Origin of the sequence: Chelatococcus sp. HY11 (assembly GCF_018398335.1) — a bacterium.
Lineage (GTDB): Bacteria > Pseudomonadota > Alphaproteobacteria > Rhizobiales > Beijerinckiaceae > Chelatococcus.
Genome location: NZ_JAHBRX010000002.1, coordinates 1,176,113 through 1,201,057, shown reverse-complemented (window position 1 = coordinate 1,201,057; position 24,945 = coordinate 1,176,113). Strand labels below are relative to the sequence as shown.

At 63.2% G+C, this 24,945-nt stretch carries 22 protein-coding genes and 1 pseudogene; 14 read left to right on the top strand and 9 right to left on the bottom strand.

The features are described from left to right. Nucleotides 1-109: 109 nt before the first annotated feature. Nucleotides 110-553 (bottom strand): annotated as a pseudogene (scpB, locus tag KIO74_RS32720) (SMC-Scp complex subunit ScpB); the annotation flags it as partial. A 367-nt stretch (nt 554-920) separates the two neighbouring features. Here scpB and KIO74_RS26350 point away from each other — a divergent pair. The 6 genes from KIO74_RS26350 (at nt 921) to repC (ending at nt 7,340) form a co-directional block, all read left to right on the top strand. Further along, nucleotides 921-1,169, top strand: a complete 249-nt coding sequence (locus KIO74_RS26350; RefSeq protein ID WP_213338038.1) for a type II toxin-antitoxin system Phd/YefM family antitoxin — start codon at nt 921-923, stop codon at nt 1,167-1,169. Beyond that, nucleotides 1,169-1,582 carry a PIN domain-containing protein gene (locus KIO74_RS26345; RefSeq protein WP_213338036.1) on the top strand — a complete coding sequence of 138 codons (414 nt, stop codon included), beginning with the start codon at nt 1,169-1,171 and terminating at the stop codon, nt 1,580-1,582. Before KIO74_RS26350 ends, KIO74_RS26345 begins: the two co-directional genes overlap by 1 nt. A gap of 588 nt (nt 1,583-2,170) precedes the next feature. Beyond that, a complete protein-coding gene (locus KIO74_RS26340) occupies nt 2,171-2,353 on the top strand; it encodes a hypothetical protein (protein WP_213338035.1) in 183 nt (60 codons plus the stop codon). 1,074 nt (nt 2,354-3,427) lie between these two features. After that, nucleotides 3,428-4,642, top strand: coding sequence for a plasmid partitioning protein RepA (gene repA / locus KIO74_RS26335; RefSeq protein ID WP_213338034.1), 1,215 nt, complete (start codon nt 3,428-3,430; stop codon nt 4,640-4,642). Next, nucleotides 4,639-5,673 (top strand): plasmid partitioning protein RepB, encoded by a 1,035-nt coding sequence (repB, locus tag KIO74_RS26330; protein ID WP_213338033.1) that lies wholly within the window; start codon nt 4,639-4,641, stop codon nt 5,671-5,673. Before repA ends, repB begins: the two co-directional genes overlap by 4 nt. Before the next feature lie 197 nt (nt 5,674-5,870). Next, nucleotides 5,871-7,340, top strand: a complete 1,470-nt coding sequence (repC, locus tag KIO74_RS26325) for a plasmid replication protein RepC (protein ID WP_213338032.1) — start codon at nt 5,871-5,873, stop codon at nt 7,338-7,340. 184 nt (nt 7,341-7,524) lie between these two features. Here repC and KIO74_RS26320 read toward each other — a convergent pair whose 3' ends face one another. Beyond that, nucleotides 7,525-8,979, bottom strand: coding sequence for an arylsulfatase B (locus KIO74_RS26320; RefSeq protein WP_249731485.1), 1,455 nt, complete (start codon nt 8,977-8,979; stop codon nt 7,525-7,527). Nucleotides 8,980-9,336: 357 nt separating this feature from the next. Between KIO74_RS26320 and KIO74_RS26315 the strand changes: the two genes are divergently transcribed. Further along, nucleotides 9,337-10,065, top strand: a complete 729-nt coding sequence (locus KIO74_RS26315; protein WP_213338031.1) for a helix-turn-helix domain-containing protein — start codon at nt 9,337-9,339, stop codon at nt 10,063-10,065. Nucleotides 10,066-10,432: 367 nt separating this feature from the next. Here KIO74_RS26315 and KIO74_RS26310 read toward each other — a convergent pair whose 3' ends face one another. Both KIO74_RS26310 and KIO74_RS26305 read right to left on the bottom strand, forming a co-directional pair. Then, a complete protein-coding gene (locus KIO74_RS26310) occupies nt 10,433-10,861 on the bottom strand; it encodes a RidA family protein (RefSeq protein WP_213338030.1) in 429 nt (142 codons plus the stop codon). Further along, nucleotides 10,858-11,286 (bottom strand): hypothetical protein, encoded by a 429-nt coding sequence (locus KIO74_RS26305; RefSeq protein ID WP_213338028.1) that lies wholly within the window; start codon nt 11,284-11,286, stop codon nt 10,858-10,860. Before KIO74_RS26305 ends, KIO74_RS26310 begins: the two co-directional genes overlap by 4 nt. 106 nt (nt 11,287-11,392) lie before the next feature. Between KIO74_RS26305 and KIO74_RS26300 the strand changes: the two genes are divergently transcribed. From KIO74_RS26300 to KIO74_RS26290, 3 genes are all read left to right on the top strand, one after another. Further along, nucleotides 11,393-12,157 carry an SDR family NAD(P)-dependent oxidoreductase gene (locus KIO74_RS26300; RefSeq protein ID WP_213338027.1) on the top strand — a complete coding sequence of 255 codons (765 nt, stop codon included), beginning with the start codon at nt 11,393-11,395 and terminating at the stop codon, nt 12,155-12,157. 122 nt (nt 12,158-12,279) lie between these two features. Next, complete coding sequence (locus KIO74_RS26295) at nt 12,280-12,771, top strand: VOC family protein (protein ID WP_291978377.1); 492 nt, start codon at nt 12,280-12,282, stop codon at nt 12,769-12,771. A 51-nt stretch (nt 12,772-12,822) separates the two neighbouring features. Then, nucleotides 12,823-13,731: a polysaccharide deacetylase family protein gene (locus KIO74_RS26290; protein WP_213338026.1), complete on the top strand. Its 909-nt coding sequence runs from the start codon at nt 12,823-12,825 to the stop codon at nt 13,729-13,731. A gap of 4 nt (nt 13,732-13,735) precedes the next feature. On the opposite strand, the gene KIO74_RS26285 is transcribed toward KIO74_RS26290, so the two are convergent. After that, on the bottom strand, nt 13,736-14,617 hold the full coding sequence (locus KIO74_RS26285; protein WP_213338025.1) for an NHL repeat-containing protein: 882 nt from the start codon (nt 14,615-14,617) through the stop codon (nt 13,736-13,738). A 111-nt stretch (nt 14,618-14,728) separates the two neighbouring features. On the opposite strand from KIO74_RS26285, the gene KIO74_RS26280 reads away from it, so the two are divergent. The 4 genes from KIO74_RS26280 to KIO74_RS26265 all read left to right on the top strand — a co-directional run bounded on the left by KIO74_RS26280 (nt 14,729) and on the right by KIO74_RS26265 (nt 18,502). After that, nucleotides 14,729-15,727 (top strand): Gfo/Idh/MocA family protein, encoded by a 999-nt coding sequence (locus KIO74_RS26280; RefSeq protein WP_213338024.1) that lies wholly within the window; start codon nt 14,729-14,731, stop codon nt 15,725-15,727. A gap of 863 nt (nt 15,728-16,590) precedes the next feature. After that, nucleotides 16,591-17,070 (top strand): hypothetical protein, encoded by a 480-nt coding sequence (locus tag KIO74_RS26275; protein WP_213338023.1) that lies wholly within the window; start codon nt 16,591-16,593, stop codon nt 17,068-17,070. A 17-nt stretch (nt 17,071-17,087) separates the two neighbouring features. Next, entirely contained in the window at nt 17,088-17,228 is a 141-nt protein-coding gene (locus KIO74_RS26270; RefSeq protein WP_213338022.1) for a hypothetical protein, read from the top strand. Between the two features lie 548 nt (nt 17,229-17,776). Then, nucleotides 17,777-18,502, top strand: a complete 726-nt coding sequence (locus tag KIO74_RS26265; RefSeq protein WP_213338021.1) for an RraA family protein — start codon at nt 17,777-17,779, stop codon at nt 18,500-18,502. Nucleotides 18,503-18,524: 22 nt separating this feature from the next. Here the strand turns inward: KIO74_RS26265 and KIO74_RS26260 are convergent, their stop codons facing one another. From KIO74_RS26260 to KIO74_RS26245, 4 genes are read right to left on the bottom strand one after another with little or no spacing between them, the layout of a single operon-like run. Further along, nucleotides 18,525-19,562 carry a C-terminal binding protein gene (locus KIO74_RS26260; RefSeq protein WP_213338020.1) on the bottom strand — a complete coding sequence of 346 codons (1,038 nt, stop codon included), beginning with the start codon at nt 19,560-19,562 and terminating at the stop codon, nt 18,525-18,527. A gap of 11 nt (nt 19,563-19,573) precedes the next feature. Further along, on the bottom strand, nt 19,574-20,701 hold the full coding sequence (locus tag KIO74_RS26255) for a 2-aminoethylphosphonate--pyruvate transaminase (protein ID WP_213338019.1): 1,128 nt from the start codon (nt 20,699-20,701) through the stop codon (nt 19,574-19,576). Then, a complete protein-coding gene (locus KIO74_RS26250) occupies nt 20,701-22,746 on the bottom strand; it encodes a hydantoinase B/oxoprolinase family protein (RefSeq protein ID WP_213338018.1) in 2,046 nt (681 codons plus the stop codon). Before KIO74_RS26250 ends, KIO74_RS26255 begins: the two co-directional genes overlap by 1 nt. Further along, nucleotides 22,743-24,836 (bottom strand): hydantoinase/oxoprolinase family protein, encoded by a 2,094-nt coding sequence (locus KIO74_RS26245; protein WP_213338017.1) that lies wholly within the window; start codon nt 24,834-24,836, stop codon nt 22,743-22,745. Before KIO74_RS26245 ends, KIO74_RS26250 begins: the two co-directional genes overlap by 4 nt. Nucleotides 24,837-24,945: the final 109 nt, after the last annotated feature.

Below are 24,945 nucleotides of genomic sequence, written 5' to 3'. Positions count from 1 at the left end.
AGGATAACAATTCTCCGTCCGGTTGTTCGGGCCTGTGCGTTAGCGATGATCGACATCCGGCCTCAAAGCAGTTTTTGCGGGGCTAAGAGCGCAGCTTGTCGATCACCAACGCGATAAGGCCAAGGCCACGCAGATGGCCGATCTTGTCGCGGCTGACCTCCTTACCGAAAACGGCCCAGCTCGCCGCGCGTGATCGGTTTGGAAATAGGCGATGCACATCAGAATAAACCCTTCGGAGGAAGACAGGGATTGCGTCTCGGGACTGAGCCATCCAGCAGCGCGCATCGCGGCGCCGTAGACTCCGGTTCCGATGTTGCCAGCCGCCAGCGACAGTGACGAGCTCATAGGGGCCGTCCACGCAGTTCCTCGTGGATATCGTCGTTTAAGAGCTCGATGCTGCAAACACGTCCAACTACGCGCGCAAGGACCTCGCGAGCGACCGGCTCGGGCGAGGCGAAAATTGCGGCCTCGCCCGAGCCATCCGTTTGCGCCAGCGCTTTTCGGGTGGCGGGTCGGCGTCAAACAACTCCTCCGTCCCATTGCGCCTCGCCATGGCTCAAAGCCCCTAGAGCCGGAAGCTGGCGCGGCCCCACCGTTCGCGCACGGCGCACCGCGCGGTCATTCGCACGAACAATCGGCGTGAGCCCAGCGGGTTAGCCTGGCCGTCTGCACCGTGCAGGATACGGCGGCGTCATCAAGCAAGAGCTGGATCACCTCCCTGCCCCGCGTGCTAGCGTCACCAACATGGGTGGAGGCGCGCACCAGCAACCCGCGCGCTTGTCCATTGAACCTGGATCTGAGGATGCATAGCCGGCGAATTTTCTTTCCAGCCCCGGCCCTGCCCACATCTACATCTGGTTTGACATTGATCCCCACCTTTGTTCTTTATAGCTAGACAGGCTAGCTAGAATGAGAAAACGATGGAATGGTCGCTACAGGACGCCAAGAATCAGTTCTCCCGGGTGGTGCAGCAAGCACGCCATGAAGGCCCCCAGTTTGTCACCTTGAGAGGGGCCCCCGCCGCCGTCGTGTTGTCGGTAGCGAACTTCGAGGCATTGCGTGCTGGCCGGCCGACCTTGGTCGACGACCTGCTCGGAGGGCCGACCTGGGACGATGATCTCGCCATGGCGATCTTGCGGGACGATCCGTCCAACGGCGAGGTGTCTTGATGTATCTCCTTGATACTGAGTTCATCGTCGCGGCCCGAAGGGGAGCGCCACAGGCGGCTACGTGGCTGCGCTCGGTTGATCCACTTAGCATTCATCTCAGCGTCCTCACCCTTGGCGCGATTACGCGTGGCATCGCCCACAAGCAGACGCCATCTTCCGATACGGCCCAGCCTCTTGTCGAATGGCTCCGCAGACTTCGTCATAATCACGCCGATCGCATCCTTCCGGTTACCGACCAGATTGCGACGACCTGGGGCCGGATTGTCGGGACCAGCAGTTGCAGGAGCATCGACGGCCTGCTCGCAGCCACCGCCATCGTCCACGACCTCTTGCTTGTCACCCGCCGTGGCGCGGTTTTCACCGACACCGGAGCTTCGATGATCGATCCCTGGGACCCCGAGCCTCATGGGTGAGGATCCGGCATGAGCAGCGATTGAGATCGTCGAGCTCTTCCAGCAGAGGAGCGGCACCATTGGACAGGGATGCACACGCTCCCCCTGCCCTCCTGGGCCCGAGGGCCCCGCTCAATCGGCTACGGGGCGCACCTACTCGCCTCGAGCAATTGACCGCACCTGCGGGCTCCCTTCTCAGAGCCGGGACCTCCCCCAATACGCGACGCGCATATGCGGCTGACTGGAGCCATTTCTGTGCCCGGGCGCGCCGGCCGGATCGGGAAATACTCACACCTAATCCGCAGATTGTGGGCGCCCGTATAGCAGCCCGCGCCTCGGGAGTGGCAACCTCGGGCGGGATGACAAGCTCTGCCTCGACCATTGGACGGCGGCTCTCCGCCCTGGCATGGAGCTACGCCCAACGCGGGCCCCTCGTGATCGCAACGCCTGCCACATCACCACTGTCTCGCGGGCGTTCGCACCATCAACGCAGTCCCTCCCCCGGCCGAAGAAAGCTATCCTGCCGGGAGAGCTCATATTCGCGGCCCTCCGGCCTCACCTGCCCTGTCACAGCGTTGGAAACTTGGCGAGGCCTAACAAGGACCGCGCATGGCCCCTCTCTTCCGCCGCATGACCGGCGCGGGCAAGGACGTTGGCCCCGCTCGCCTGACGGATCGGCAGGTCGCTCGGCTTGTCAAGCAAGTCGCGCTTGCCGCCGGCGTGCACGGCGACATCACCGAGCGGGAACGAGGAAGACGCATTCCCGGGTCATTCATTGCGTGCCGTCTTTAAGCATACGCCAGGGGATGACCCAACGGTATGTCCTGAGACTACCTGGGCATACCACCCCCAATCCCCACGAGGCGACAGGCTCCCCCTCTGAAACCCTCAAGGGGAAGCCGCCGCCGAACGACCGCCCCCCGAAGCAGGCAAAGACGGGACACCGCCGTCGCACAGCGTGTGGCGCGCGCACTCAACGATCGGGGTCGCCTCGATGACGAGGTGACAGACCGCGCCGAATCAAGGACCGATCAGCGATGTACTCGCCCCGTTACCGCGACGCCTATATCGCCTCCATGCTCTCATTGAAGCCCTCCTCTCAACCGCCATCCCGATCAAGAGCAATCAGGTCACCCTGTAACTGCGTATCGAGGCGCTCGACCACCCCCCGCACAACAGAACCTCACCGCTCGCGGACATTGAAGTTAGCCGCGGCTAACTGCGACGGCCGAGCCCCCCGTACAGATTGGACATATGTTTCGTCAGCGCACCCATCTGGCCGAGCGGAGGCTGCATCGTGTCAGTCGACTATCCAGCTTTATGCCGAGCGATTGCCCGACTCAAGATCATGCCGCGAGCTGCGCGCCCCCAATTGCCTTCACCCTTGGAACTCCGGGACACCCGGATGAAGGAGACATTTCCTTTCGTCAGACCACCGCGCGACGAGAGTTAGCCGCGGCTAACTCACCCAATGCCCAGGATCGGAAAGTGTTCGTTTCGTTCGCGGCAAGACTAGCCGACAGGCGACGGAGATGGGCAGGCACAACTAACATATGGCGGCCAGATCACATCAACGCTCCGCTTTAAGCGGTATGTTAACGCCGATCCGAATCGTGGAAAATGCGCATCCAAAGTGGGATTTCGATAAGTGTCCGACGCTGATTCCATCAGCCTCATCCAATGAAATAGCTATCGCAGACTATCCCGGCCGGCAAACAACTGTCGCAGCCGGACTGCCATTTACCTTAGATTAACCCAATATCCCTTGCGGAAACCTCAGAATCGGTTTTACTCATGGGAACTACGGTCTTCTGCGCAATCCGCGTTCAAAACCGCAGTTGTGGATTCAAGGTTGGCATATCGACAATGGCACAGACGGCACCCGATCCGCAGCGTGTGTCCCCCGAGGATCTCAAGGGGGTGATTCAACGCCATTCCAGCGCGCTCACCAGCCAGTTGCAGATCCATCACGCGACCACCTTCCCACCGCATGCGCAAAAAACGATTCGACAGTTTAGCCCCGCCGAAACGGCGCGGCTCATCGGCATCGGGGAAGGATATCTTCGTCAGGTCGCCGCCGAAACGCCCGGTCTTTCCGGATTGGTCACGAATGGACGGCGAACCTACTCGGTCGAGGATATCCATAATCTGCGAATCCATCTCGATCGCGGCAGTCGCGGCACCCGCCGCTATCTGCCGTGGAGGAGGGAAGGCGAGGCGCTTCAGGTCGTCTCCGTGATGAATTTCAAAGGCGGCTCGGGAAAAACGACAACGACGGCCCATCTCGCTCAGCATCTGGCTCTGCATGGCTACCGGGTGCTCGCGATCGATCTCGATCCCCAGGCTAGCCTTTCCGCTCTCTTTGGCGAACAGCCCGAGCTCGATGTCGGCCAGAACGAAACCCTCTACGGGGCGATCCGTTACGACGAGGAACAGCGGCCAGTCGCCGAGATTGTCCGTTCCACTTATATCCCGGATCTCCATCTCATTCCGGGCAATCTCGAGCTCATGGAGTTCGAGCATGACACGCCACGTGCGCTGATGACGCGAAAGGCTGGCGATACGCTCTTCTTCGCACGGATCGGCCAAGCGATCGCACAGGTTCAGGACCTGTATGATGTGGTCATCATCGATTGCCCGCCCCAACTCGGATATCTCACGCTTTCCGCGCTGACGGCCGCGACGTCTGTCCTGATCACTATTCATCCTCAGATGCTCGATGTGATGTCCATGAGCCAGTTTCTGGCTATGACGGGGGACTTGCTCGATGAGATCTCCCGCGTCGGCGCGACGTCCGACTACAATTGGTTGAGATATCTCGTGACACGCTTCGAGCCGAGCGACGGCCCACAAAACCAGATGGTCGCCTTCCTGCGCTCGATTTTTAACGATCACGTTCTAATTCATCCGATGCTCAAGAGCACGGCTGTCTCCGATGCTGGCCTGACAAACCAGACGCTCTTTGAGGTCGAACGCAGCCAGTTCACCCGTTCGACCTACGACCGCGCCGTTGAGGCAATGCAGAATGTCAATGGTGAGATCGAAGAACTCATCAGAAAGGCTTGGGGACGCTCCGCATGAGCCGAAAGCGCATATTCGCAACTCTCGATTCCACAGCCACGAGCGCGGCGGATTCCGCAACGCCGGAGGCGCCTGTTCGCCTGGAGGGCCGGCCCAGATCCCGCCCCCTGCTGGGGGTCGCCGGTCTTGCAATTGATCCCAATCGTTCGCCTGTAGGCGCTATCGGCCAATCTCTCGGCGAGGTCTCCGAACGGACGCGCCGCGCGGATGAGATCGAGAGAAAACTCTCCGCAGGCCAGACGATCGTCGAATTGGATCCGGCGGAAATCGATCCATCCTTTGTCACCGATCGCATGCCGGTCGACGACGATGTCCAGCGCCAGTTTGTGGCCTCAATCCGCGAGCAGGGACAGCAAGTCCCGATCCTGGTCAGGCCTCATCCTGAAGCGAGAGGGCGCTATCAGGTTGCCTTCGGACATCGGCGGCTCAAGGCAGCCATTGAACTCGGCCTGCGGGTTCGTGCCGTGGTGCGCGACCTCAGCGACGAAGAATTAGTCGTCGCGCAAGGTCAAGAGAACAACGAGCGCCGTGACCTCACCTTTATCGAGAAGGCGCGCTTTGCCCGCAATCTCCAGTCGCGCTTCACGCGCGACGTGATCATGGCGGCCATGTCGATCTATAAGAGCGACTTGTCCAATATGCTGTCCGTGGTCACCCGAATTCCGGATGAGCTCGTGGACGCCATCGGCCCCGCCCATGGCATCGGGCGTCGCAACTGGATCGAGCTGGCGGACCTGCTTTCGCGATCTGATGCGCAGGACCGTGCCACCGCTCTTGTACGCAGTAATAGCTTCGCGGGTCTCTCATCCGATGCCCGGTTCAAAGCCGTTCTGGCCGCTTTGAAGCCGAAATCGGGCGGTTCGCGTGAGCCCAGCGTCTGGACGTCCCGGCATGGATCGCCGTTGGCGCGGGTGGAGCAGAGCGAGCGAAAGCTGTCTGTCACAATTGACAGACGGCAGGCGCCCGAATTCGCTGACTTCGTGCTGAACGAGCTACCCAGGCTCTACGCCGAATACGAAAGCCGGAAATAACCGGCTTTCGAAGGTCTGACTATGTGAGAGGAGAGCGGCAGCAAAAGAAAAAGGCCCCCGAAACACCGTCCCGGAAGCCTTCTCCTGTGTGAGAACTAGAGAATCGCATTTCCCGGAATCACAGTCAAGAGTCCCCGTTGGGGATAATTGCCGTTTCGGCGAGCAGATTTCTTTTGCCTAGCGATAGGTGAAAGAGAATGCAGACGCATATTGCAACGACGCCTTTCGGGCGGCGGATGATGTCGCTCGCCCAGGTGGCTGAGCAGACCAGCGTACGCGCGGCCCCGAAGGATCGCATCGTCCATAAATGGCAGGTGTTCCACCATATCCGCGAGGCACGCGACCGGCTGGGCGCCACAGACCGGGCCCTCACCATCCTCAACGCCCTGCTGTCCTTCCATCCCGAAACCACCCTGGCAGGCGGCGCCGACATCATCGTCTGGCCCTCCAACGAACAACTCGCCGCCCGCGCCAACGGCATGCCCGCCACAACCCTGCGGCGCCATCTCGCCGTCCTCGTCGATTGCGGCCTCGTCATCCGCCGCGACAGTCCCAACGGCAAACGCTTCGCCCGCAAGGACAGGGCAGGGGACATCGCGCAGGTCTACGGCTTCGATCTCGCACCAATCGTCGCCCGCGCCGAGGCCTTCAAGGCCATGGCCGAGGCCGTCCAGGCCGATAAACACGCCAGACAGGTCGCCCGGGAGCAACTGACCCTCCTGCGCCGGGATATCGTCAAGACCATCGCCGCCGCCCGCCAGGAAGCCGCGCCCGGCCCCTGGGACAGCCTGCAACATCGCTATCAGGACATCATCGGCCGGCTCCCGCGGCAGGCCGGCACCGCCATCATCGCGGCGATCTGCGGCGAGCTCGGCGGTCTCTGGCGCGATATCCGCACCTCCTTGGAAAACTTCACACAATCCCGGATTCAGGTCGTCAATGAGTCCCATTCTGGCGGGCACATAAAGGAGTCAAACCCAGAATCCCATCTTGAATCTGAGAAAAGCTATGCGAGAGATGAAGAAGAAGGGGCAGCTCCCGAAAAGCGGGCCGCAGCGGATCGTCATGCCGGGGGGCTCGCCAAAGATTTCGCGAAAAGTCCCCGCAAAGGGTTCAGCGATCCCGCTCCGGACCCAAGCCTCGCCACCGTGATCAAGGCCTGCCCGGCCCTCGTTGAACTGGCCCAGGGCCGACCCATCCGGGACTGGCGCGACCTCCTCAGCCTCGCCGCACTGGTGCGGCCGATGCTCGCGATCCGTGCCAGAAGCTGGGAGGAGACCTGCGCGACCTTAGGGCCGCAGCGGGCCGCGACCCTGCTCGCCGCCATCTATCAACGCTCCGAAGGGATCGCCAATCCAGGCGGTTACCTGCGTCATCTCACGGAGCGCGCGGTTGCGGGACGCTTCTCGACCGCGCCGATGATCCTTGCCCTGCTCACGGCGCAGCTGAAGGCGGGCGGGGGAGGGGAGGGGCTTGCAGCATCGGCTCCAGCCGTGGAGGCCCCGCAAGGCGAGGGCCATTCCACGCCGACCGCCACACCCCCTGCCATCACCGTCAGTGCAGCTTTGCGGAAAAGGCTCCGGAGCGGCGAAGCAGGGCGCATCGGGAGCAGGGACAGAAAGCGGGACAACAGCACATCGCCGACTTCCAAACCGCATATGCGTTGAAACCAGCCTAGCCGGGAGCGGGGATCGTGACGAAAACCTATTATGGCCATCAACCAAGGTGGGTGGCCGGAGCTGTCATGCAGCCTGGGTCTGAGGCAGTGTTACTGCGAGGCTGAACGGACGGACCTCGCTCGGCGGGAGAAGCTCCAAATTCACGGCGGGCCTTGTAAGCAGGAGCGATCTGTCAATCGCCTAAATTGAAAAGTAGGGCCGGATCGGCAGTCACCGGGGGCGTGTAGAAAGTCAGGCGTACCGCCTCCATCAACAGAAGCGGGGGTGCCATTTCTGCGGCCAAATCTTCTATACGCGCCTTCAGTTCAAGAACCTTCTGAGGGTTCTTTGCGGCAAGGTCCTGTGTCTCCGACTTGTCGACGCGGAGGTTGAAAAGTTCGAGCCGCTGCGGCAAGGCTGCCTTCCACACCAGCTTCCAGTCGCCCCTGCGTACAGCTGCGCCCATTGGGTCGACGTTATAGACGATTTCGTCACGCGGCGATGGTTCCTCGCCGGCCAGCGCACCCCAGACGTTCAGGCCATCCAGCGGTTTGGTCTTGCTGGTTTCCACTCCCGCCAGAGCGGCGATGGTTGGATACATGTCGACCACGTGGATCATCGCATTAACAGCTCCAGGCTTTATCCGGCCGGGCCAGTTGGCGAGGGCTGCAACTCTTGTTCCTCCCTCATAGAGCGTCCCCTTGCCGTCGCGATACGGACCGTTACGCGCGGGAAGGCCACCGGCTACTTTTGAATCGCCGGCGAAGATCGAGCTGGTCACACCGCCGTTGTCGCTGTGGAAGACGATCAAAGTGTTGTCGCGCATGCCGCGCTTTTCGAGTTCCGTGACGACTTTGCCTATTCCGTCATCCATGACGGAGATCATTGCGGCATAGGCACGACGGTTCTCGTCGCTGATATCCTTGAATCTCTCCAGATAGTCCTGCGGTGCCTGGAACGGCGTGTGCGGAGCCGTGAATGCCAGATAGAGAAACAATGGCCTGGAACGATCGTGCCCTCGAATGACTCGGGCTGCCTCCTCTCCAAAAAGGCTGTTGTCGAAGCCGGCTTCCTCGATCGGCGTATTGTCGCGATACCAGTCTGGGACGCCATGTGACGAATGCTTGAAATGATCGATCTCGCCAACCAGCGCGCCGTAGAACTGATCAAAGCCGCGTTGCCTTGGCCAGAACTCAGGTTTTGCATGACCGAGGTGCCATTTACCGACGAGCGCGGTGGTGTAGCCAGCATCCTTCAAGGTCTGCGGCAGGAGATACTCATCCATCGGAATTGCGTATGTTCCCGCGCCCGGAATCACACCCGTCTGGAGGCCGTAGCGCAGCGGATAGCGGCCGGTCATCAGCGCCGCGCGCGTCGGCGTGCACATAGGCTGCGTGTAAAATTGCTCCAGCGGGGCGCCGCCTCTCGCCAGCGCGTCCAGATTGGGTGTCGGGATGTCGGAGCCGTGGAAGCCCACATCGCCCCATCCGAGGTCGTCGGCGACTATGTAAATGATGTTGGGCGGGACACCCCGGGCCGAGGCGGCGCGCGTACCCGCGAAACCGATCGCCAGACCAGCCAGAAGCGCCCGACGCGAGACGCCGGACTTGGCGGTAGTTGTAGCAGTCATATCTGTTCCGCCTTGCATGAGCCCTCGCCAGCGACTGGCCCGCAACCTTGCCGACGCTGGAGACATCCGTGTCGTCCGCTTTGTATGCTTACATCGCCGTGCTAGTCTTTCTATCCGCTTTGCGCAAAAGAAAGCGGGAGGCCCATGTACCGACATTTTCCTTCGAGATGGGACGGCTTCATCGAATTTTCGCCGGACCAGTTGTCAAACGCTGCGTCAAATGTCCCCCTATCCGTAGATGTCCTGTCGGCTGGCGGATCGACCTCCAGGATCAGACAACTTCAGTCGCCTGAAGGTTGGGCGCTTGATACGTCCTATCTGAACAGTCATGTCCGGGCGCGTGGAGGCTTCCAACGCGGCTGTGTTGTCGTCCTGATGGCGACGCGTCCGGCTGAGGCGACGATCTGCAATGTTCCGCTTGAACCCGGCATCGTGCTCACCATACCCGATGGCCAGGATATCTTTGCCAGCATCAAGCCCGGCGCTGCCTGGACAGCCGCGGTGTTGCCTACCGAGACATGGCTGGATATCGAGGAAACCGCCACACGCCTGTCCGTCGACAGTACCCCAAATGCGCCTAGGGCGATCAGGCTTTCAGAACAGGGACTGCGCTATGTCGGTAGCCGTCTCGCTGCTCTTCCCAGTCGTCTGGGGGAAAACGATGCACAGCGCGAGTGGCGCATGCCGATCGCTGTCTCCGAGTATCTTGGGGCCATTGCTGAGGCTTCTCTTGACCGAGCGTTGGCCGATCGACAGCTTGACCGCTCCTTGACGCGCCGCCTTGCCCAGGCCTGGAAAGCCGACGATTTTATTAGGACGCATCTGAGTGAAAGCCTGTCTGTCATGCGGCTCTGCAAGGAGCTGCGGTTGAGCCGCAGACAGCTGGAATATGCGTTCCGGACCACGTTTGACATAAGCCCGGCCGAATACGTCTTGCGGACACGGCTCAATGAAAGCCGCCGGAAGCTGCGCTCAGCCCGCAAGACTGGCCAGTCCGTGACGGATATAGCGCTGGAAACGGGCATCACGCATTTGGGCCGCTTTGCGGGATACTACCATCGCCTGTTTGGCGAGACGCCGAGCGACACCGCACGCCAGCGTTGACAACGGCCCGGCCAGCTTTGCAAACACACTAGACGAGACCGGATGTTGATTGTACACGTTGTTCAGCGCCGCCGTGCATGGCAGAAGCCAGAAGATGGGCCTTGAGACATAACACGTCGCTTGAGGCGTCTCTGGGTGGTGTGCTGATTTTTGACATGCGGTAGCAAGCTATCGAAAGCCTGCGGCAAGGCCTCCCATCTGAAAGAACTTAACTCCCCATTAACTTCGCAATGGGGCATAAGCTCAGCATTTCGAATGGTTTGCGATGGGTGCGCAATGCTCACATCCGAACAAGACGTGATATCGCTGACAATGCCCCCGCGACCTGCCAGTCCGCCTTGATGAGGACCTGCCGGGGCCGCCGCTATCAGGCTACCGCCTCATGAATGACTGGTAAATAGACTACGACCTCAACCTCGACGCGGACCTCCGGCGAGCCGAGACCCGAGGCGATCATCCCCGTATGGGGCGGCCGATGCGTCCCGAAGAACTTCAGTCTCTCGGCCGTCACCGCTGGGCCATCGGCACGGTCGACGGTTATGGTGGTGACCTTCACGACATCCGTTGGCTTGGCGCCGACATGGGCCAGGACTTTGCCGATGTTGCGATAGACCTGCGCGGCCTGGGCGCCGGGGTCGTCGAGGCCGACCAAGGCACCCGTTTCGTCGCGCGCGATCTGGCCCGCGACGAAGACAAAATCACCGGCGCGCGCGGCGTGCTCGTAGTTCACCCCCGGCGCCATATCGGCTGGGCTCGAGAGGATGACGGGCGTCCCGTCGCGATCATGACTGTTCACAAGCGCCTCCGTCCGGCCTGTGTTTCGACGACGCGGCGCACGAGGCTCGGATCGAAATAGGGAGAGGGCTCGACCGGCCCGCGTTCGGCCAGCGCCCTGATCGGTCGAGCAACGAGGGGGGCGGAGTAATAGGCGCCATAGACGGCTTGCACTACCAGATTGAAGGGGACCGGCTCGGCGCGCTCGAGCGCCGCCATGGCGGCGACCCGTTGGTGCCCGGGCGTCCTGGCGATGAGCTTCGCGCTCGCGCCTAACCATGCACGACTGGCCGCGTCGAGCGACATCCAGACATCGTCGTCATCGGCGAGCGCTTCGGAGGCAGACGGCCAACTTCCCGTGGGCTCGGCAGCACTGGAGCCCGGAATGAGGAGGTCGAAAAACACGGCAACGGCCGCCTGGTCGATCTCCTCCGCATGGTCTGTCATGGCGGCCCCGTTGCGATGGTTTTGGGTATCCTATTGGATTGATATTGTAATACAAGTAGTCATTCGCTAGCCTCCTGGCAGTCGGGCGCGGCGTAGCGAGGCACCGTTGAGATTTCAGGGCAAAGTGGCCATCGTGACCGGCGGCGCTGGCGGCATGGGGCGGGAGACAGCTCTCGCATTTGCCCGCGAGGGCGCCGCCGTCGTCGTGGGCGATGTGGATGCCGCTGCCGGCGAGACCCTCGCCGCCGAGGTGGAAGCCGCGGGCGGGCGCATTACTTTCCAGCGCTGCGATGTGAGGCGCGAGGCCGAGGTTCAGGCGCTTGTCGCCACGGCCGAGCAGCGCTACGGCCGGCTTGACGTCATCTTCAACAATGCCGGCATCGAACAGCCGGCCATGCCGTCGACCGATGTCAGTGAGGACTTGTTCGACCAGGTCATCGCCATCAATCTCAAGGGCGTTTTCTTCGGTTGCAAGCACGCCATTCCTGCCTTGCTGAGGGCAGGGGGCGGCGCCATCGTCAATAATTCCTCGGTCAGCGCCTTCGCGAATGTCGGCGGCAATATTTCCTACGCGGCATCGAAGGGTGCCGTCATGGCCATGACGCGCGTTCTCGCCATGGAATATGCCGCGCGTAACATCCGGGTGAATGCCATCAATCCCGGCGTGATCGACACCGCGATGAACCGGCGCAACAAGGATCGCTCTGAGGATCCGGAGGGGATGGAGCAACACTGGCGGCAGATCACGCCGCTGGGGCGCATGGGAACCGGCGCCGAGATCGCGGATGCGGTGCTGTTCCTGGCCTCTTCGCAATCGTCTTTCATCACCGGCATTGGCCTTGTCATCGATGGCGGGAGGATCGCGACGTGAAGGCTCGGCGGCCGTCCGGGGGCTTTGCCGGACGCTTTCCCAAAGCGCGTGAATTGGAGCCCGGCCAACTGGGTGCCTGAGCCAGAAGCCATGAACATCCGTCCTATCGAGGAGCATCGAGCGTGAACGCTTCCGTGAAAAGCGATAACCCCAACATCATCGGCATCAAGCACATGGCCTTCGCCGTGAGGAACGCGGAGGAGGCGCTCTCCGCCTATAGTCGATTTCTGCGCGTTCCCGCCGATTCGACGATTTATGAATACGAAAAGTCACGCAATCGCGTCGCGATCTTCAATCTCGGCGAGATCGAATACCAGCTCTGCCAATCGATGGATGCGGACGGACGTTTTGCCGCCTGGATCAAGCAGCGAGGTGGCGAGGGCCTGCATCACATCTGCTACGCGGTGGACGACATCAACGCCGCCCTTGCGCACGCCGAAGCGAATGGCGGCGCGACACGCATCTGCCAGGCCTGCCAGGTCTACGGCAGCCATCCCCATCCTGAGGGCTTCGTCGCCTTTCTCGACAACGACGCCGGCGGCATCGAGATCGAGTTCATGCAGGTCTACACGCCGGAAGAGCTCGAAACCTACAACAGCGTGACCGGCATCTGAGCGCGGACGCGATCCGTGCCGCTGGGCCCAGCCGGATTCCAGGGGACTGACATGCACAAGCATCTGCAGCGGGATTTTGTCGGCTACGGCCAGAACCCGCCCCATGCCGCCTGGCCGAACGAAGCGCGTGTCGCCGTCAATTTCGTCCTCAACTATGAGGAAGGGTCCGAATACGCGATCGACGACGGCGATGGGCGTTCGGAGAAGGCATTGACGGAGGTCTTGGCGCCGCGCGTACCGGAAGGCGCGCGCGATCTCGCGGCCGAGAGCATGTATGAATACGGCAGCCGTGCCGGTGTATGGCGGGTGGCGCGGCAGTTCACCGAGCGCGGCCTGCCACTGACCGTCTTCGGCTGCGCGCTCGCCTTCGAGCGCAACCCCGCGGTTGCCGCCCTGGTGCGCGACAGCGGGTGGGACGTCTGCGGCCACGGCCAGCGCTGGGTGGAACATTACCTCATGGAACGCGAGGCCGAGCGGGCTGCGATCCGCGCGGCAGTCGCCTCCATGACGGCAACGGTTGGTCGTCCGCTTGGCTGGTATTGTCGCTATGCGGCAAGCATTAATACAAGAAAAATCCTCATGGAGGAGGGCGGATTTCTCTACGACAGCGATTCATACGCCGACGATCTGCCATATTGGGTCGATGTCGATGGCGTTCCACAACTGGTGGTCCCGTATACCATGGTTACCAATGACGCGAAGATACTGGCTAACGCCGTGTCGAGCGGAGAGGAGTTTTTCTCCATGCTGCGCGATGCATTCGATGTGCTTCGGGACGAAGGACGTACACATCCGAAAATGATGTCGGTGGGCATTCATCCGCGCATTCTCGGCCAGCCTGCCCGCATTGCCGGTTTGGCGCGGTTCCTTGATCACGTCACGGCCGCGAGCGATGCCTGGATCTGCGGGCGCGCCGACATAGCCCGCCACTGGCGCGAGCGCTTTCCGCCGGGTGGCTAGGCGATTATGAGAACGGCACGAGCCGCGTGATCCGGCTCGGATTGCCTTCGGCGAGAAACAGATGCCCGGTGCTGTCGCCGTGAATCCCATGGGCACCGTTGAGGACGGGCCGGCAGCGCCCCAGGCGCTGGCCGGCGCCATCGAACAGGCTGAGCGTCGGTATGCCGTCCGCCACATAAAGCTGGCCCGTGCTATCGCCCCAGATGTCTGATGGCCGGTGGAAGCCGGTCCAGACTGCATCGCAGGTGCCGTCGGGGGTGAACAACTGCACGCGATGGTTCTCGCGATCGGCGACGGCAATCCGCCCGTCGGGCAGCACCCACAGGCCGTGGACGGTGAGAAACTCGCCCTGCGCGGTGCCGACGGCTCCCCACCGGTGCAGATGCCGGCCGTCGGCGTCGAAGCGATGCAGCGACCCGCCGGCATAGCCGTCGGCGACGATCATGTCGCCCTCGTGGGTGAAGGCGACGGCGCTCGGATGATTGAACGGCTCCAGCGGACGATGGCGCCGGCCGCGCGTTTCGAGCTCACGGCCTTCCGCGTCGAAGGCAACGATCTCATGGCAATCGCGATCGACCACCCAGACGCGCCCGCTGGGATCGACCGCCAGCATATGGGCGTCCAGGATGCGCTCGGCGCCCCAACTGGCGAGATGCGCGCCGTCCGGCGCCAGCACGTGCACGCAGTCGCGCGGCGCATCGACATAGTGGTCGCGCCGGGTCAGCACGTAGACACGGTTGGCCCCGTCCACCGCCACATCCGTGACCTTGCCGGCGCCAGTGGGCAACGCCCCCCACGGACGCTCGACACGGAAGCGCCGCTCGCCGAGAGCGACGACGAGACATTCGCCGGGGAGGGACAGGGCGGGCCGGACTTCTGTCTGCATGGATACATCCCGGATGCGAGTTGACTCATCAATGTCACACTGTATCTTGTTATACAATTAGTCGATTATGCTTTCCGGAACCGACCTTTGGTTCGTGTAGCGAGGCCCCGTATGACCGCCCCCGTGTCCCTCGCTATCGTCGGTTTTGGTCGTTGGGGAAAGGTTCTCGTCGATTCCGTACAGGGCAAGAGTGACACCGTGCGGTTCGTAACGGCCGTCGGACGCGACCCCGCCAGGATTGCCGGCGAGGCAGCCGAGCGCGGGCTGTCAGTCTACGGCAGTCTCGCGGAGGTCTTGGCTGCTCCGGCCATCGATGGCATCGTGCTGGCGACGCCGCACTCGCAGCACGCCGGGCAGATCATCGCCTGTGCTGAGGCCGGCAAGCCGGTGCTGGTTGAGAAGCCCTTCACACTGACCCGCGGAAGCGCGCAAGACGCACTCGAAACCGCGGCGCGCTGCGGCACGCTGGTCGCCGCCGCCCACAACCGGCGCTTCCTGGAGCCTGTCGCGGCATTGAAGCGTCTGATCGCCGCCGGCAAATTGGGCACGATCCTCCATATCGAGACCAATTTTTCGGGCAATGTCGTCGGCCGCTACAAGCCGGATGCCTGGCGTGTCGCCCCGGGCGAAAGTCCGGCGGGCGGCCTCGCGGGGTCCGGCATCCACCATATCGACAGCATCATCCATCTCGACGGGCCGATCACGGAGGTCTACGCGCTGACCTCGCGGCGCGTGCATGCCATCGCGATGGATGATACCGCCGCCATCCTGTTCCGGATGGCCTCCGGAGCCACCGCGTCGCTGCTGACCATGACCGCGACCGCCTCCACATACAGCATCCGGGTCTTCGGAACGGACGCGAAGGCGGAGGTGAACGGCCTTGCCGAAAAGCGTGGTTCGGAAACACTTGTCATCACGCGCACCAATGGTGATCGCGAAGAACAGGCATTTCCGGCCTCCGACATCGAACGCGCCGAACTTGAGGCCTTTGCGGCGGCCATACGCGGCGTCGCGCCTTACCCGGTCTCGCCTGCTGAAATTCTCAACGGCGTCGCGGCCTTCGAGGCGGTGAGCCTGTCAGTCGATCGGCATGCGCCGGTGACGCTGTAGGGCGCCAGCGCTTATCTCAGCGGCTCTACAGCCGCACCACACCACCGGCGGCATCGACAGCACTACCGTATCAGTGGGCTCCCCGGCGATGGTGACCATGCTCACTGGCATCACTACAGCCATGATCTATGGGATGGCTCACGGCTAAAGAAGGTCGCCAACACCGGCCCCGCTCGCACGCCGCGGACGACGCTCTATCTCGGGCCGTAGGTCAAGCGGGGGCCGCGGCGAACTTCCTGCACCGCGACCACCTCGCGACGGTCCGCTCGATCACCCACGCCGCCGGTGCCGAGGCGCTGCACTGCTATTACCGGTATTACCGGCCCTACGGCCAGATCCCGATCACCACCTCAACCTACCGCTAGCTTTAGGCGGGTAGCAGTCGCCTCCGATGCCGGTATTATCGGCGGAGCCGCCGCGTTCAGTGCTGTACGTAGGCCGGAAAGGGACAGGTCACCAACAATCTGGCGTTTATGTATATGACGATGACCCTGGTCCAGAAGATCTTCTGCGACCCTTGCTTCGCCAAAGCATGAAAGGGAAAAAGGGCAAGGAAACCTGGCACCTTACGGACCAACAACGCCAGCGATGCCTGATCCAGAAGAGCCGGAATCAGCGCAACAACGTGGTAAGAGAAAATCTTCCAATCAGCTCAATAGAGAAATACAACAAGGCAAAGCGCAAGGAGGTTTAGAGAGAGTTGACAAAGGCCAATTGAGAGGCGAACAGACACAAGCTCACTTGACGGGTAGAGATGGAAATGACGCTGCTTTGAATATTCATGGCTCTTGGAGGCATGGGGGCACAGAGCTAACAAAGGCTCAAATCGAGTGGCTTTCCATGAACGGATGGACACTTCTCAAATGAATCGAAAATCGAAATACTCGGTCGAAAAATGGTTCGGTACCGTTCTGAACGAGATGGATAAGGGAGAGCTCTGCTCAATTCACCTTGATAGAATTGGATTTGTATTTCGACATGGCGATAGTCGTGAGTTCCTCGACGCGGTCTCTGTTATGGAAGTCGTGCGAGATCTTGTCTCCAACAGATTTCCCGATAGAATTTTTTCAATCGTTGTCGCCATCCCGATTGAATACACTAAGAGTATACAATTTTGGGATCCCACAATGTGGGCAAAAATTGGGAGAGACAGGGAGCCGCCATCTTTATACATAGTGCCTGGCGCTGAAAAATTCGAGGCGATGGATGAGGAATACAAAAGGGCCGTAAATCCTCCCTTTGGTAAGGTGAAAAACGAATACTATGTGTATAGATCATTTCGTGATTTTGAATCCATGTGCAACGGATGGGAATTTAGGTCTACTATATATATCCTGACGTAGTGATTGAAGTAAAGTCCATGCCCACCCAACACTTCACCGCCCAGATGTACAATGCCTTCCTCGGGCGGGCGCTGGAGCGGAACGGTTGTGCCTTATGGATCTCCCTCCATTCCGCCATGATCGGGACCGCCTTCATCAATGGCGGGACGGCCACATAGGCTAGGCTACCCTCACCTTCGCGTAACGGCTTGCAGCCGAACCGAGGCGATAGGCATGGTTCATTGACGCGCGAAGACCGCAGTCCATGAGTGTTGCCGCTAGCTTGCGATAGCCGACGCCGAGCATGGTGCTGAGCGTGATATTGGAGCGTTCCTGACGGTGTCATGGTGGCCGCGCTGGCTTTCCATCGGCACCGCGTGGCCGAGGCTGGCGGCCGTGTCTTCGACCAGACGCCCGCGGCGGCGACGGCTGGTTGCAGGCAGGTCGCCCTGGTATATCCTGACGGCGGCCAATCGCCCCTTAGTTATCGCGAAGCCTGCTACATCAGCCCTGATGAAGCGCGCTCCCGCAGCAAACAGCTTCTCCGCAATGGTCTTCGAAAGCGCGTAGGGATCGCGGCAATAGCCGTTGCCGAGCGCGGATGCCGACCTCAAACACTGTCCCCTGCCTGGTGCCCACCGCCGGCGTCGTGCCGGTTGCACAGAATTGTCTAATTGTTATACAGTGTTTGGAAGCTCCCCAAGCGCCTACATAAGGACAAGCAGTGATGGCTCACTCTGCCGCCCTCAGTGAAACGACACGCGCCCTGCTCATGAAAGTCGCCGTGCCGACGGTCGTCGCACTGCTGTGGCGCAAGGGCTTTCGCAACACGCTGATCACCGGCCCGCGTCCGCTCAATCCGCAGGCGCAGAAATTCGTCGGCACCGCGTTCACGGTGCGCACCATCCCGGTGCGGGAAGATCTGGTCGAGGCGCAGACGAGCGGCGCGCGGCCCAACCTGCAGAACAAGGCCGTTGCCGACATCGCCGCCGGGCAGGTGCTGGTGGTGGCCATGGACGGCGAGACGCGAACCGCCTTCATGGGCGACATTATGACGACCCATCTCCTCGTCAAGGGCGTCGCCGGCGTCGTCCTCGACGGCGGCGTATCGGACGTCGCCGCCATCAGCGACATTCCGCTGCCGATGTTCTGCATGGGGTCGGCCGCCACCCCCGTCACGTCGCATCGGTTCGTGACCGAGCTCAACACGCCCGTCGGCATCGCCGGTGTGCCGGTGCTGCCGGGGGATGTGCTCATGGGTGACGCCAACGGTATCGCAGCCATCCCCGCGCATATGGCGGACGAGATCGCGCAACTGGCCAGCGAGCGGGAGATCCTCGAGGAGTTCGTGGTCGGCAAGGTGCGCGATGGCGCGCCGCTCGCCGGCACCTATCCACCGAACGAGGCCACCCTGGCCGAGTTCGCGGCCTGGCGCACCGCTCAGGGTCGCTGAGCGATGCGCGCCTTCGGGCGCCTTACGCGGCAAAGGCATAGCCGTGGCGGTCGAGTTCGCGCAGGTTGACGCAGCTTCTGAGGCGTCCCTCGCGCAGGAAATCGACCGCCGCGACCATCGCGAGCCGCCGCATGTCGGCGAGGCTCTCGGGCGTGTAGAAGGCGGCGTGCGGCGTCAGGATCAGCCGGCCTTCGAGCCAAGGCTCCGCCGCCGTCCATGCGGCGATCAGGGGATGGCGGCGATCCAGCGGTTCGCGCGGCAGCACATCGAGCGCGGCCGCGCAGAGACGATCGCTCCGGAGGCCGCGTTCGACGGCATCGAGGTCGACAATGCCGCCCCGTGCCGTGTTGATGAGCACGCTGCCGGGCCGCATGCGCGCGATCGCCCGGTCGTCGATCAGCCGCTCCGTCTGCGTGGTGAGTGGACAGTGCAGGCTGACGACATCAGCCATCCCGAGCAGATCCTCGAGGTGATCGACGCGCCTCAAACCGAGCGCCAGTTCCTGGCCCGCCGGAACGCCGGGATCGAAAAACGCGACATCCATGTTGAAGGCGCGCGCTCTGAGCGCGGTCGCCGTGCCGATGCGCCCGAGGCCAACGATGCCGAGCATCTGTCCGGCCAGGCGCCGCACAGGCGGGAGCGGCAGGGACAGCGTGCTCCAGGCATCGTCCCGCGTCATCAGCCTGTTGTTGTAGGCCGTGACGCCACGGATGAGCGACAGCATCAGGGCAATGGCGTGGTCGGCCACCTCCATGGTGCCGTAGTCGGGTGTATTGCAGACGGGGATGCCACGCGCGGCGCAGGCCTCGATATCGATGTGATTGAAGCCGACGCCGGCCTGCACCACGATCTTCGCCCGCTCCATCTGCGTGATCAGCGGCGCGGGCAGAAGGTGGCGACTGCGGCAATTCACGATGGCATCGGCGTTGTGCAGGGCCGCCGCAGGCACCGCGCCGTTACCGGGACGGATGATATCGAACAGGGTCTCTTTGCCCGCGACGCTCTGTTCGATATCGGGCGTGTCGGCAAACTGGGGATCGATGATGGCGATGCGGTGCATGATGGTTCCAATCACGCCGCGCTTGCCGCCGTGGCGACGCCGATCTCGGCGAAGGACTCGTCGATGGCGTTAAGAATCAGGCTGATGTCACTTTCTACGATGTCGCCCATGACCCCGATGCGGAACGTGCCGGCGGCGGTCAGCCGGCCCGGAAAGATCACGAAACCGCGGCGCGCCATCGCCTCGTAGAAGGCGCCGAAGCTGTATCCGGGATCGACCGGATCGTGGAACGTGGCGATGATCGGAGCCGCCACACCGTCGGGCAACAGGGTCGTCAGGCCACGCTGGCGCAGACCATCGACCAGCCGGCGCCAGTTGGTGATGTAGCGGTTGCGGCGGGCGTCCATGCCTTCCTGCCTGTGGCGCTCGCAGGCCTTGCCGAGGGCGCCGACCACATGGGTCGGGGGCGTCCAGCGCCAGGCACCGGTCTGTTCCATGAAGCACCATTGCGCGTGGAGATCGAGCACGACCGACGGGGACCGGCCCTCGGCCGCCTCCAGCGATGTCTTCTTGGCGATGACGATGGCGACGCCCGGAACGGACTCGAGGCACTTGTTCGGCGAGACGAAGATGGCCTCGACGTCGAGCGCCGCGGCATCGATAGGGAAGCCTCCGAAGGAGGCGACGGCATCGATCATCAGCCGCTTGCCATGGCGTTTGGCGACGGCGGCGACCTCGGCGATCGGATTGAGGACGCCGGTGCCGGTCTCGGCATGGCATAGCATGATATGGGTGATCGCCGGATCGGCGGCGAGTGCCGCCTCAACGTCGTCCTGGGTCGGCAGCGGCAGCATCGGCAGCGACAGGGTCGTCACCTGAAAACGCGCCCCCTCGGCGATTTCGCGCAGGCGCTTGCCGTAGAAGCCGTTCTCGATGATCAGGATCTTGGATGTCTCGCGCGGCACGAGCGTGTGGAGACTCGCCTCGACGCCGTAGGTGGCGCTGCCCTGCAGGGGCACGCAGACATGGGTGTCGCCGCCATTGCAGAGGGCGAGCATGTAATCGCGTATCGTCTGCGTGATCGAGCCATGCAGCGCCGCGTTCGGGCTGCGGTCCAGCAGCATTTCCGCCTTGACCTCGGGCGAGACGGTCAGAGGCCCCGGCGTCAGGAGATAGAGTTCGTGTCGGCGTTCGCTCATCATGCCCTCCCTGGGGCTCCGCTTCTTGGTTTCATATGTTCGACGTCGGTCCGCAGGGCGCCGAGTTCGGCGAGCGCCCGTCCGCGGGCGGCCGCCACGTCACCGATGATGTCATGCAGAGGAATGATCCCGACCCGCGCCAGGTCTGGCACGACCCGCTCGAACAATTCGCGCCGGCGCTGCGACCGAATGTTGGGGCCAAGCTGCATCAGCAGTCCGTTGATCTCCAGCATGGTCGCGTCGTCGAAGACGGCATCCCAGGCAGCGCGCTCGGGTCCGAAGTCGAAATCCGCGAGCGGGCCACGGGCAGCGCGCATGTCCGCGCGCAGCCGTTCTGTCGCTGACGCATCGAAGGTGTCGCCACTGATCGCCACGCCATAGTCGCGACGGGCCGCCTTGGCGCTGACGTAGCCGAAGGCCACGTCGCGGGCCACCTCTTCGGCGGGACGCTCCAAAGGATCACCGTAACCGCCGCCGCCCGGCGTCATGATGGTCACGACATCTCCCGGCTCGGGGTAGAAAATATCGAGCTTGCCGAGCTCGCGCTCGGCAGGCGTGCCCAGATTGACGACGACCCTGGCCTTCTCGCCCGGCCGGCCGCCCGCCATGCCCCAGGGCCGGAAAACGAAGCGCTCCATGCCCCGGCCGAGCACCGCCGAGCCATGGCGGGCAATGCGTACGCTGAAGACCACGCCGGTGCCGCCGCGCCAGCGCCCGGCACCGCCGGAATCGAGGCGCAGCGCGTAGTCGACGATGGTGGCTTCGGCCTCCTCCTCGGTCTTCTCCATCGGCGTGTTGCGCTGGTTGGCAAGGCTCGAGTCACGGCCGTCGACGCCGTCCGCGCCCTGACGGGCACCTGTGCCGCCGACCAGCGATTGCAGGACCATCACATTGCGCGCACCGGTCGCGGCGTCCTGTTCCACCAGTACCGAGGGGATCATGATGCCGCCGCTCGGCGCCGGCATCAGACCCGGGCGCGCCTTGGCCATCGCCCCGACGAGGGCTTCGTTGAGCCGGATGGCTGTGGCCGAGCGCACACCGACAGCCGCGCCCGGCTCCGGATTGACGACGGTGCCGCGCGGCGCCTCGACCGTGATGTTCTCGAAGATGCCGTGGTTGAGCGGGATGGTCTTGTCGTGACTGTAGATGAAATGCATCAGCTTCAGCGTCAGCCAGGGATGGCGCTGGCCGCCGGTCGGGATGTTGTAGGCAGCGAGCACCTGCGGATCCGAGCCCGTGAAGTCGAGATGCACATGGCCATTATTGGCGGTGAGCTTGCAGCGGACGCGGATCGGCACCTTGGAATTGAAGTCGTCGTCCAACAGGTCCCAGAACTCATAGGTGCCGTCAGGGATCTTCTTCTGGACGGCGAGGGCCTTGGTCGCGGCGTATTCGGCGAGGTCCGCCTGCGCCTGCAGGAAGGTCTCCAGACCATGCTGGGCGATCAGGCCATGCACGCGCCGTTCGCCGACGGCCAGGGCGGCAAGCATCGCCTTGATGTCCCCGAGGTTGACCTCCGGTGTCCGGCAGTTCGCGCGATACAGCGTCAGCACGTCCTCGTTCATCACGCCGGCCTTGACGAGCTTGACCGGCGGGATCTGGAAGCCCTCCTGATAAAGGTCGGAGAAACGCGGCGAGATGCTCGACGGCACGCCGCCGCCGATATCGGCTGAGTGAATGAAATCCCAGGCGTGGGCTACGATCTCGCCTTCGTAGAATATCGGCCGGATCAGGTGGAGATCCGGCATGTGGGTCGCCAGCCCCTCGGACGCGAAGGGGTGGTTCGTCAACACCACGTCTCCAGGCTCGAGGGACGGGATGAGGGCGAGGGCGGGGCCGACATTGCTGTCGAGGAAACCCGACACACCCATGACTTTCGGATAGGCAAAGAAGCGCCCGGCCGGCGTGGCGAGCGCGGTGCCGAAGTCGCCGGCTTCCTTGACGTAGGTGGTGCGCGCGGTGCGCTGCAGGGCGATCGCCATCTCCTCGGCGATCGCCGTCACCTTGTGGAAAAAAATCTCGACGAGAACGGGATCGAGTTTCATGACTGGGTCTCGGTTGCGGGTGTCGCGCGCGTCAGATGCAGGGTGCCGATGCTGTCGGCCTCGGCGCGCCAACCGGGCAGAACGAAGGTGGTGGTGTCGAGCTGCTCGACGATGGCGGGGCCGGGGATCACCGCCCCGGCGCCGACATCGGCGCGGGCATAGACGGCGGCGGTGACCTGACGGCCCTCGCGCCAGATGGTGCGATGCCCGACCGGCGTTGCATGGCGCGCGGGAACCTCGGGCAGGGCGACCGGCGCGACGCGGCCGATGACCCCGAGGCGGATCGTCGTCGTCTCAATGGGGACGGTCGGTTCGCTGAACCCATAGAGCCGCTCATGCTCGCGATGGAACAGCGCGCAGAGGCCGGCTGCGTCGAGCCCAGGCTGCAAGGCGGCGGGCACGATGATCTCGATTTCGTAGGCCTGGGCGTGATAGCGCATGTTGAAGGACACGACGATGCCACTGTCGCCGATGATGCTGCCCTCCTTAGCGATCCAAGCGCGCGCCTGCCTTTCAAGACCCTCGAGGGCTGTGGTCAGGGCCATCCATTGCGTGGCGGCATCCGGCACGGAACTGATGAGATGCCGTGCCGTGCGCACATAGTCGCGGCGCACGTCGGCGAGGATGGCACCGAGGGCACAGAAGGTGCCCGGCGCGATCGGCACCATGACAGCGGTCAGCCCGGCCTCCTCGGCGAGGAGATTGGCGTGGGTCGGTCCCGCGCCGCCGTAGGCCATCAAGGCGAAGGCGCGGGGATCGACGCCGGCCGTCGCCAGCAGCTTGGTGATCTCGGTCGCCATTTTCGCGCTGGCGACGCGGACGGCCGCCTCGGCGGCGGCCACGGCCCGCTCCGCCCCGGCGAGGCCCAGCTTGTCGGCGATGCGTTCGAGCGCCTGCCACGCGGCGTCAGCGTCGAGAACCATGCGGCCGCCGAGGAACGTGTTGGGATCAATGATGCCCAGGACGACATAGCAGTCCGTCAGCGTCGGCTCGACGCCGCCCAGGCGGTAGCAGACGGGCCCGGGGTCGGCACCGGCGGACAGCGGGCCGATCTTCAGGAAGCCCTGCGCGTCGACCCAGACGATGGAGCCTCCGCCGGCGCCGATGGCCCCGACATTGACCACCGGCATCATCAGCGGGAAATCGCCGACGAATGTCGCCGTGGTGAATTCCGGCACCCCGGTCTGGCAGACCGCGATGTCAGCCGAAGTGCCGCCCATGTCGAAGGTGACGAGTTCCTTGCGGCCGGCGGCCGTGCCGACACGGGTCGAGGCGACGACGCCGGAGGCGGGCCCGGACAGGACCGTGTCGATGGGCCGCGCGCGGGCGGTCTCCAGGCTCAGCGTGCCACCGTTGTTGGCGGTGATGTAGATCGGCGCCGCCACGCCCTTGTCGCTGACACGCTGCTTCAAACGGTCGAAATAGCGGGTCATGAGCGGATGAATATAGGCGTTGAGGCCGGCGACGAGCCCGCGCTCGTACTCGCGCACCTCGGGCCAGATGACACCGGACTCCGTCACGAGAACGTCGGGCAGGCGCTGCCGCAGCGCCTCCGCCACGGCGATCTCCAGCGACGCGCTGCGGTAGGCGTTGAGCAGGACGATCGCGACGGCGTCAACCTTTGCGGCCGTGAGCCGTGCCGCGAGGTCTTCGATCTCCGCCGGGTCAACAGGGGCGAGCAGCGTGCCGTCCGACTTCATCCGCGACGATATCTCGAAGACCAGGTTGCGCGGCACGAGCGGCACTTCGCGCGGCTCGGTGAAGTCGTAGGAACTCGGCAGGCGCAGCCGGGCGATTTCGAGGAGATCGCGATTACCCTTGGACACGACGAGCGCCATGCGCGCGCCGCGCCGCTGGATGATGGCATTGAGACCGATCGTCGTGCCGTGGACGATGAGCTCCACGTCCTGCGCGGCGATCGCATGCGTGGCGAGGAGGCTGGCGATGCCGCGTTCGACCGCGAGCGAAGGATCGCTCGGCACGCTCGGTTCCTTGTGGAACATGAGAGTGCGTCCCACGACGTCGGCCAGAACGAAATCTGTAAAAGTCCCACCGACATCTATGCCGATACGGTAACGCGGCTTACTCATCATGGTCCCGTGCAGTTGAGGTCGAAAAAGCGCTTCCGACGCGGGGCGCGGACGGTGCCGCGTCCCGGCCGTACATGTGTGGCGCGCATCGAGCGGCCGGTGGCGTTCA

Excerpts from the sequence above, each read along its gene's own strand:
- KIO74_RS26250 (WP_213338018.1), bottom strand. The coding sequence starts at position 22,746 with ATGAAACTCGATCCCGTTCTCGTCGAGATTTTTTTCCACAAGGTGACG.
- KIO74_RS26340 (WP_213338035.1), top strand. The coding sequence starts at position 2,171 with ATGGCCCCTCTCTTCCGCCGCATGACCGGCGCGGGCAAGGACGTTGGC.
- KIO74_RS26345 (WP_213338036.1), top strand. The coding sequence starts at position 1,169 with ATGTATCTCCTTGATACTGAGTTCATCGTCGCGGCCCGAAGGGGAGCG.
- KIO74_RS26305 (WP_213338028.1), bottom strand. The coding sequence starts at position 11,286 with ATGACAGACCATGCGGAGGAGATCGACCAGGCGGCCGTTGCCGTGTTT.
- repB (WP_213338033.1), top strand. The coding sequence starts at position 4,639 with ATGAGCCGAAAGCGCATATTCGCAACTCTCGATTCCACAGCCACGAGC.
- KIO74_RS26280 (WP_213338024.1), top strand. The coding sequence starts at position 14,729 with ATGACCGCCCCCGTGTCCCTCGCTATCGTCGGTTTTGGTCGTTGGGGA.
- KIO74_RS26320 (WP_249731485.1), bottom strand. The coding sequence starts at position 8,979 with ATGCAAGGCGGAACAGATATGACTGCTACAACTACCGCCAAGTCCGGC.
- KIO74_RS26350 (WP_213338038.1), top strand. The coding sequence starts at position 921 with ATGGAATGGTCGCTACAGGACGCCAAGAATCAGTTCTCCCGGGTGGTG.
- KIO74_RS26255 (WP_213338019.1), bottom strand. The coding sequence starts at position 20,701 with ATGAGCGAACGCCGACACGAACTCTATCTCCTGACGCCGGGGCCTCTG.
- KIO74_RS26270 (WP_213338022.1), top strand. The coding sequence starts at position 17,088 with ATGCCCACCCAACACTTCACCGCCCAGATGTACAATGCCTTCCTCGGG.
- KIO74_RS26290 (WP_213338026.1), top strand. The coding sequence starts at position 12,823 with ATGCACAAGCATCTGCAGCGGGATTTTGTCGGCTACGGCCAGAACCCG.
- KIO74_RS26245 (WP_213338017.1), bottom strand. The coding sequence starts at position 24,836 with ATGAGTAAGCCGCGTTACCGTATCGGCATAGATGTCGGTGGGACTTTT.
- repC (WP_213338032.1), top strand. The coding sequence starts at position 5,871 with ATGCAGACGCATATTGCAACGACGCCTTTCGGGCGGCGGATGATGTCG.
- KIO74_RS26285 (WP_213338025.1), bottom strand. The coding sequence starts at position 14,617 with ATGCAGACAGAAGTCCGGCCCGCCCTGTCCCTCCCCGGCGAATGTCTC.
- KIO74_RS26260 (WP_213338020.1), bottom strand. The coding sequence starts at position 19,562 with ATGCACCGCATCGCCATCATCGATCCCCAGTTTGCCGACACGCCCGAT.
- KIO74_RS26315 (WP_213338031.1), top strand. The coding sequence starts at position 9,337 with ATGGCGACGCGTCCGGCTGAGGCGACGATCTGCAATGTTCCGCTTGAA.
- KIO74_RS26265 (WP_213338021.1), top strand. The coding sequence starts at position 17,777 with ATGGCTCACTCTGCCGCCCTCAGTGAAACGACACGCGCCCTGCTCATG.
- KIO74_RS26275 (WP_213338023.1), top strand. The coding sequence starts at position 16,591 with ATGAATCGAAAATCGAAATACTCGGTCGAAAAATGGTTCGGTACCGTT.
- repA (WP_213338034.1), top strand. The coding sequence starts at position 3,428 with ATGGCACAGACGGCACCCGATCCGCAGCGTGTGTCCCCCGAGGATCTC.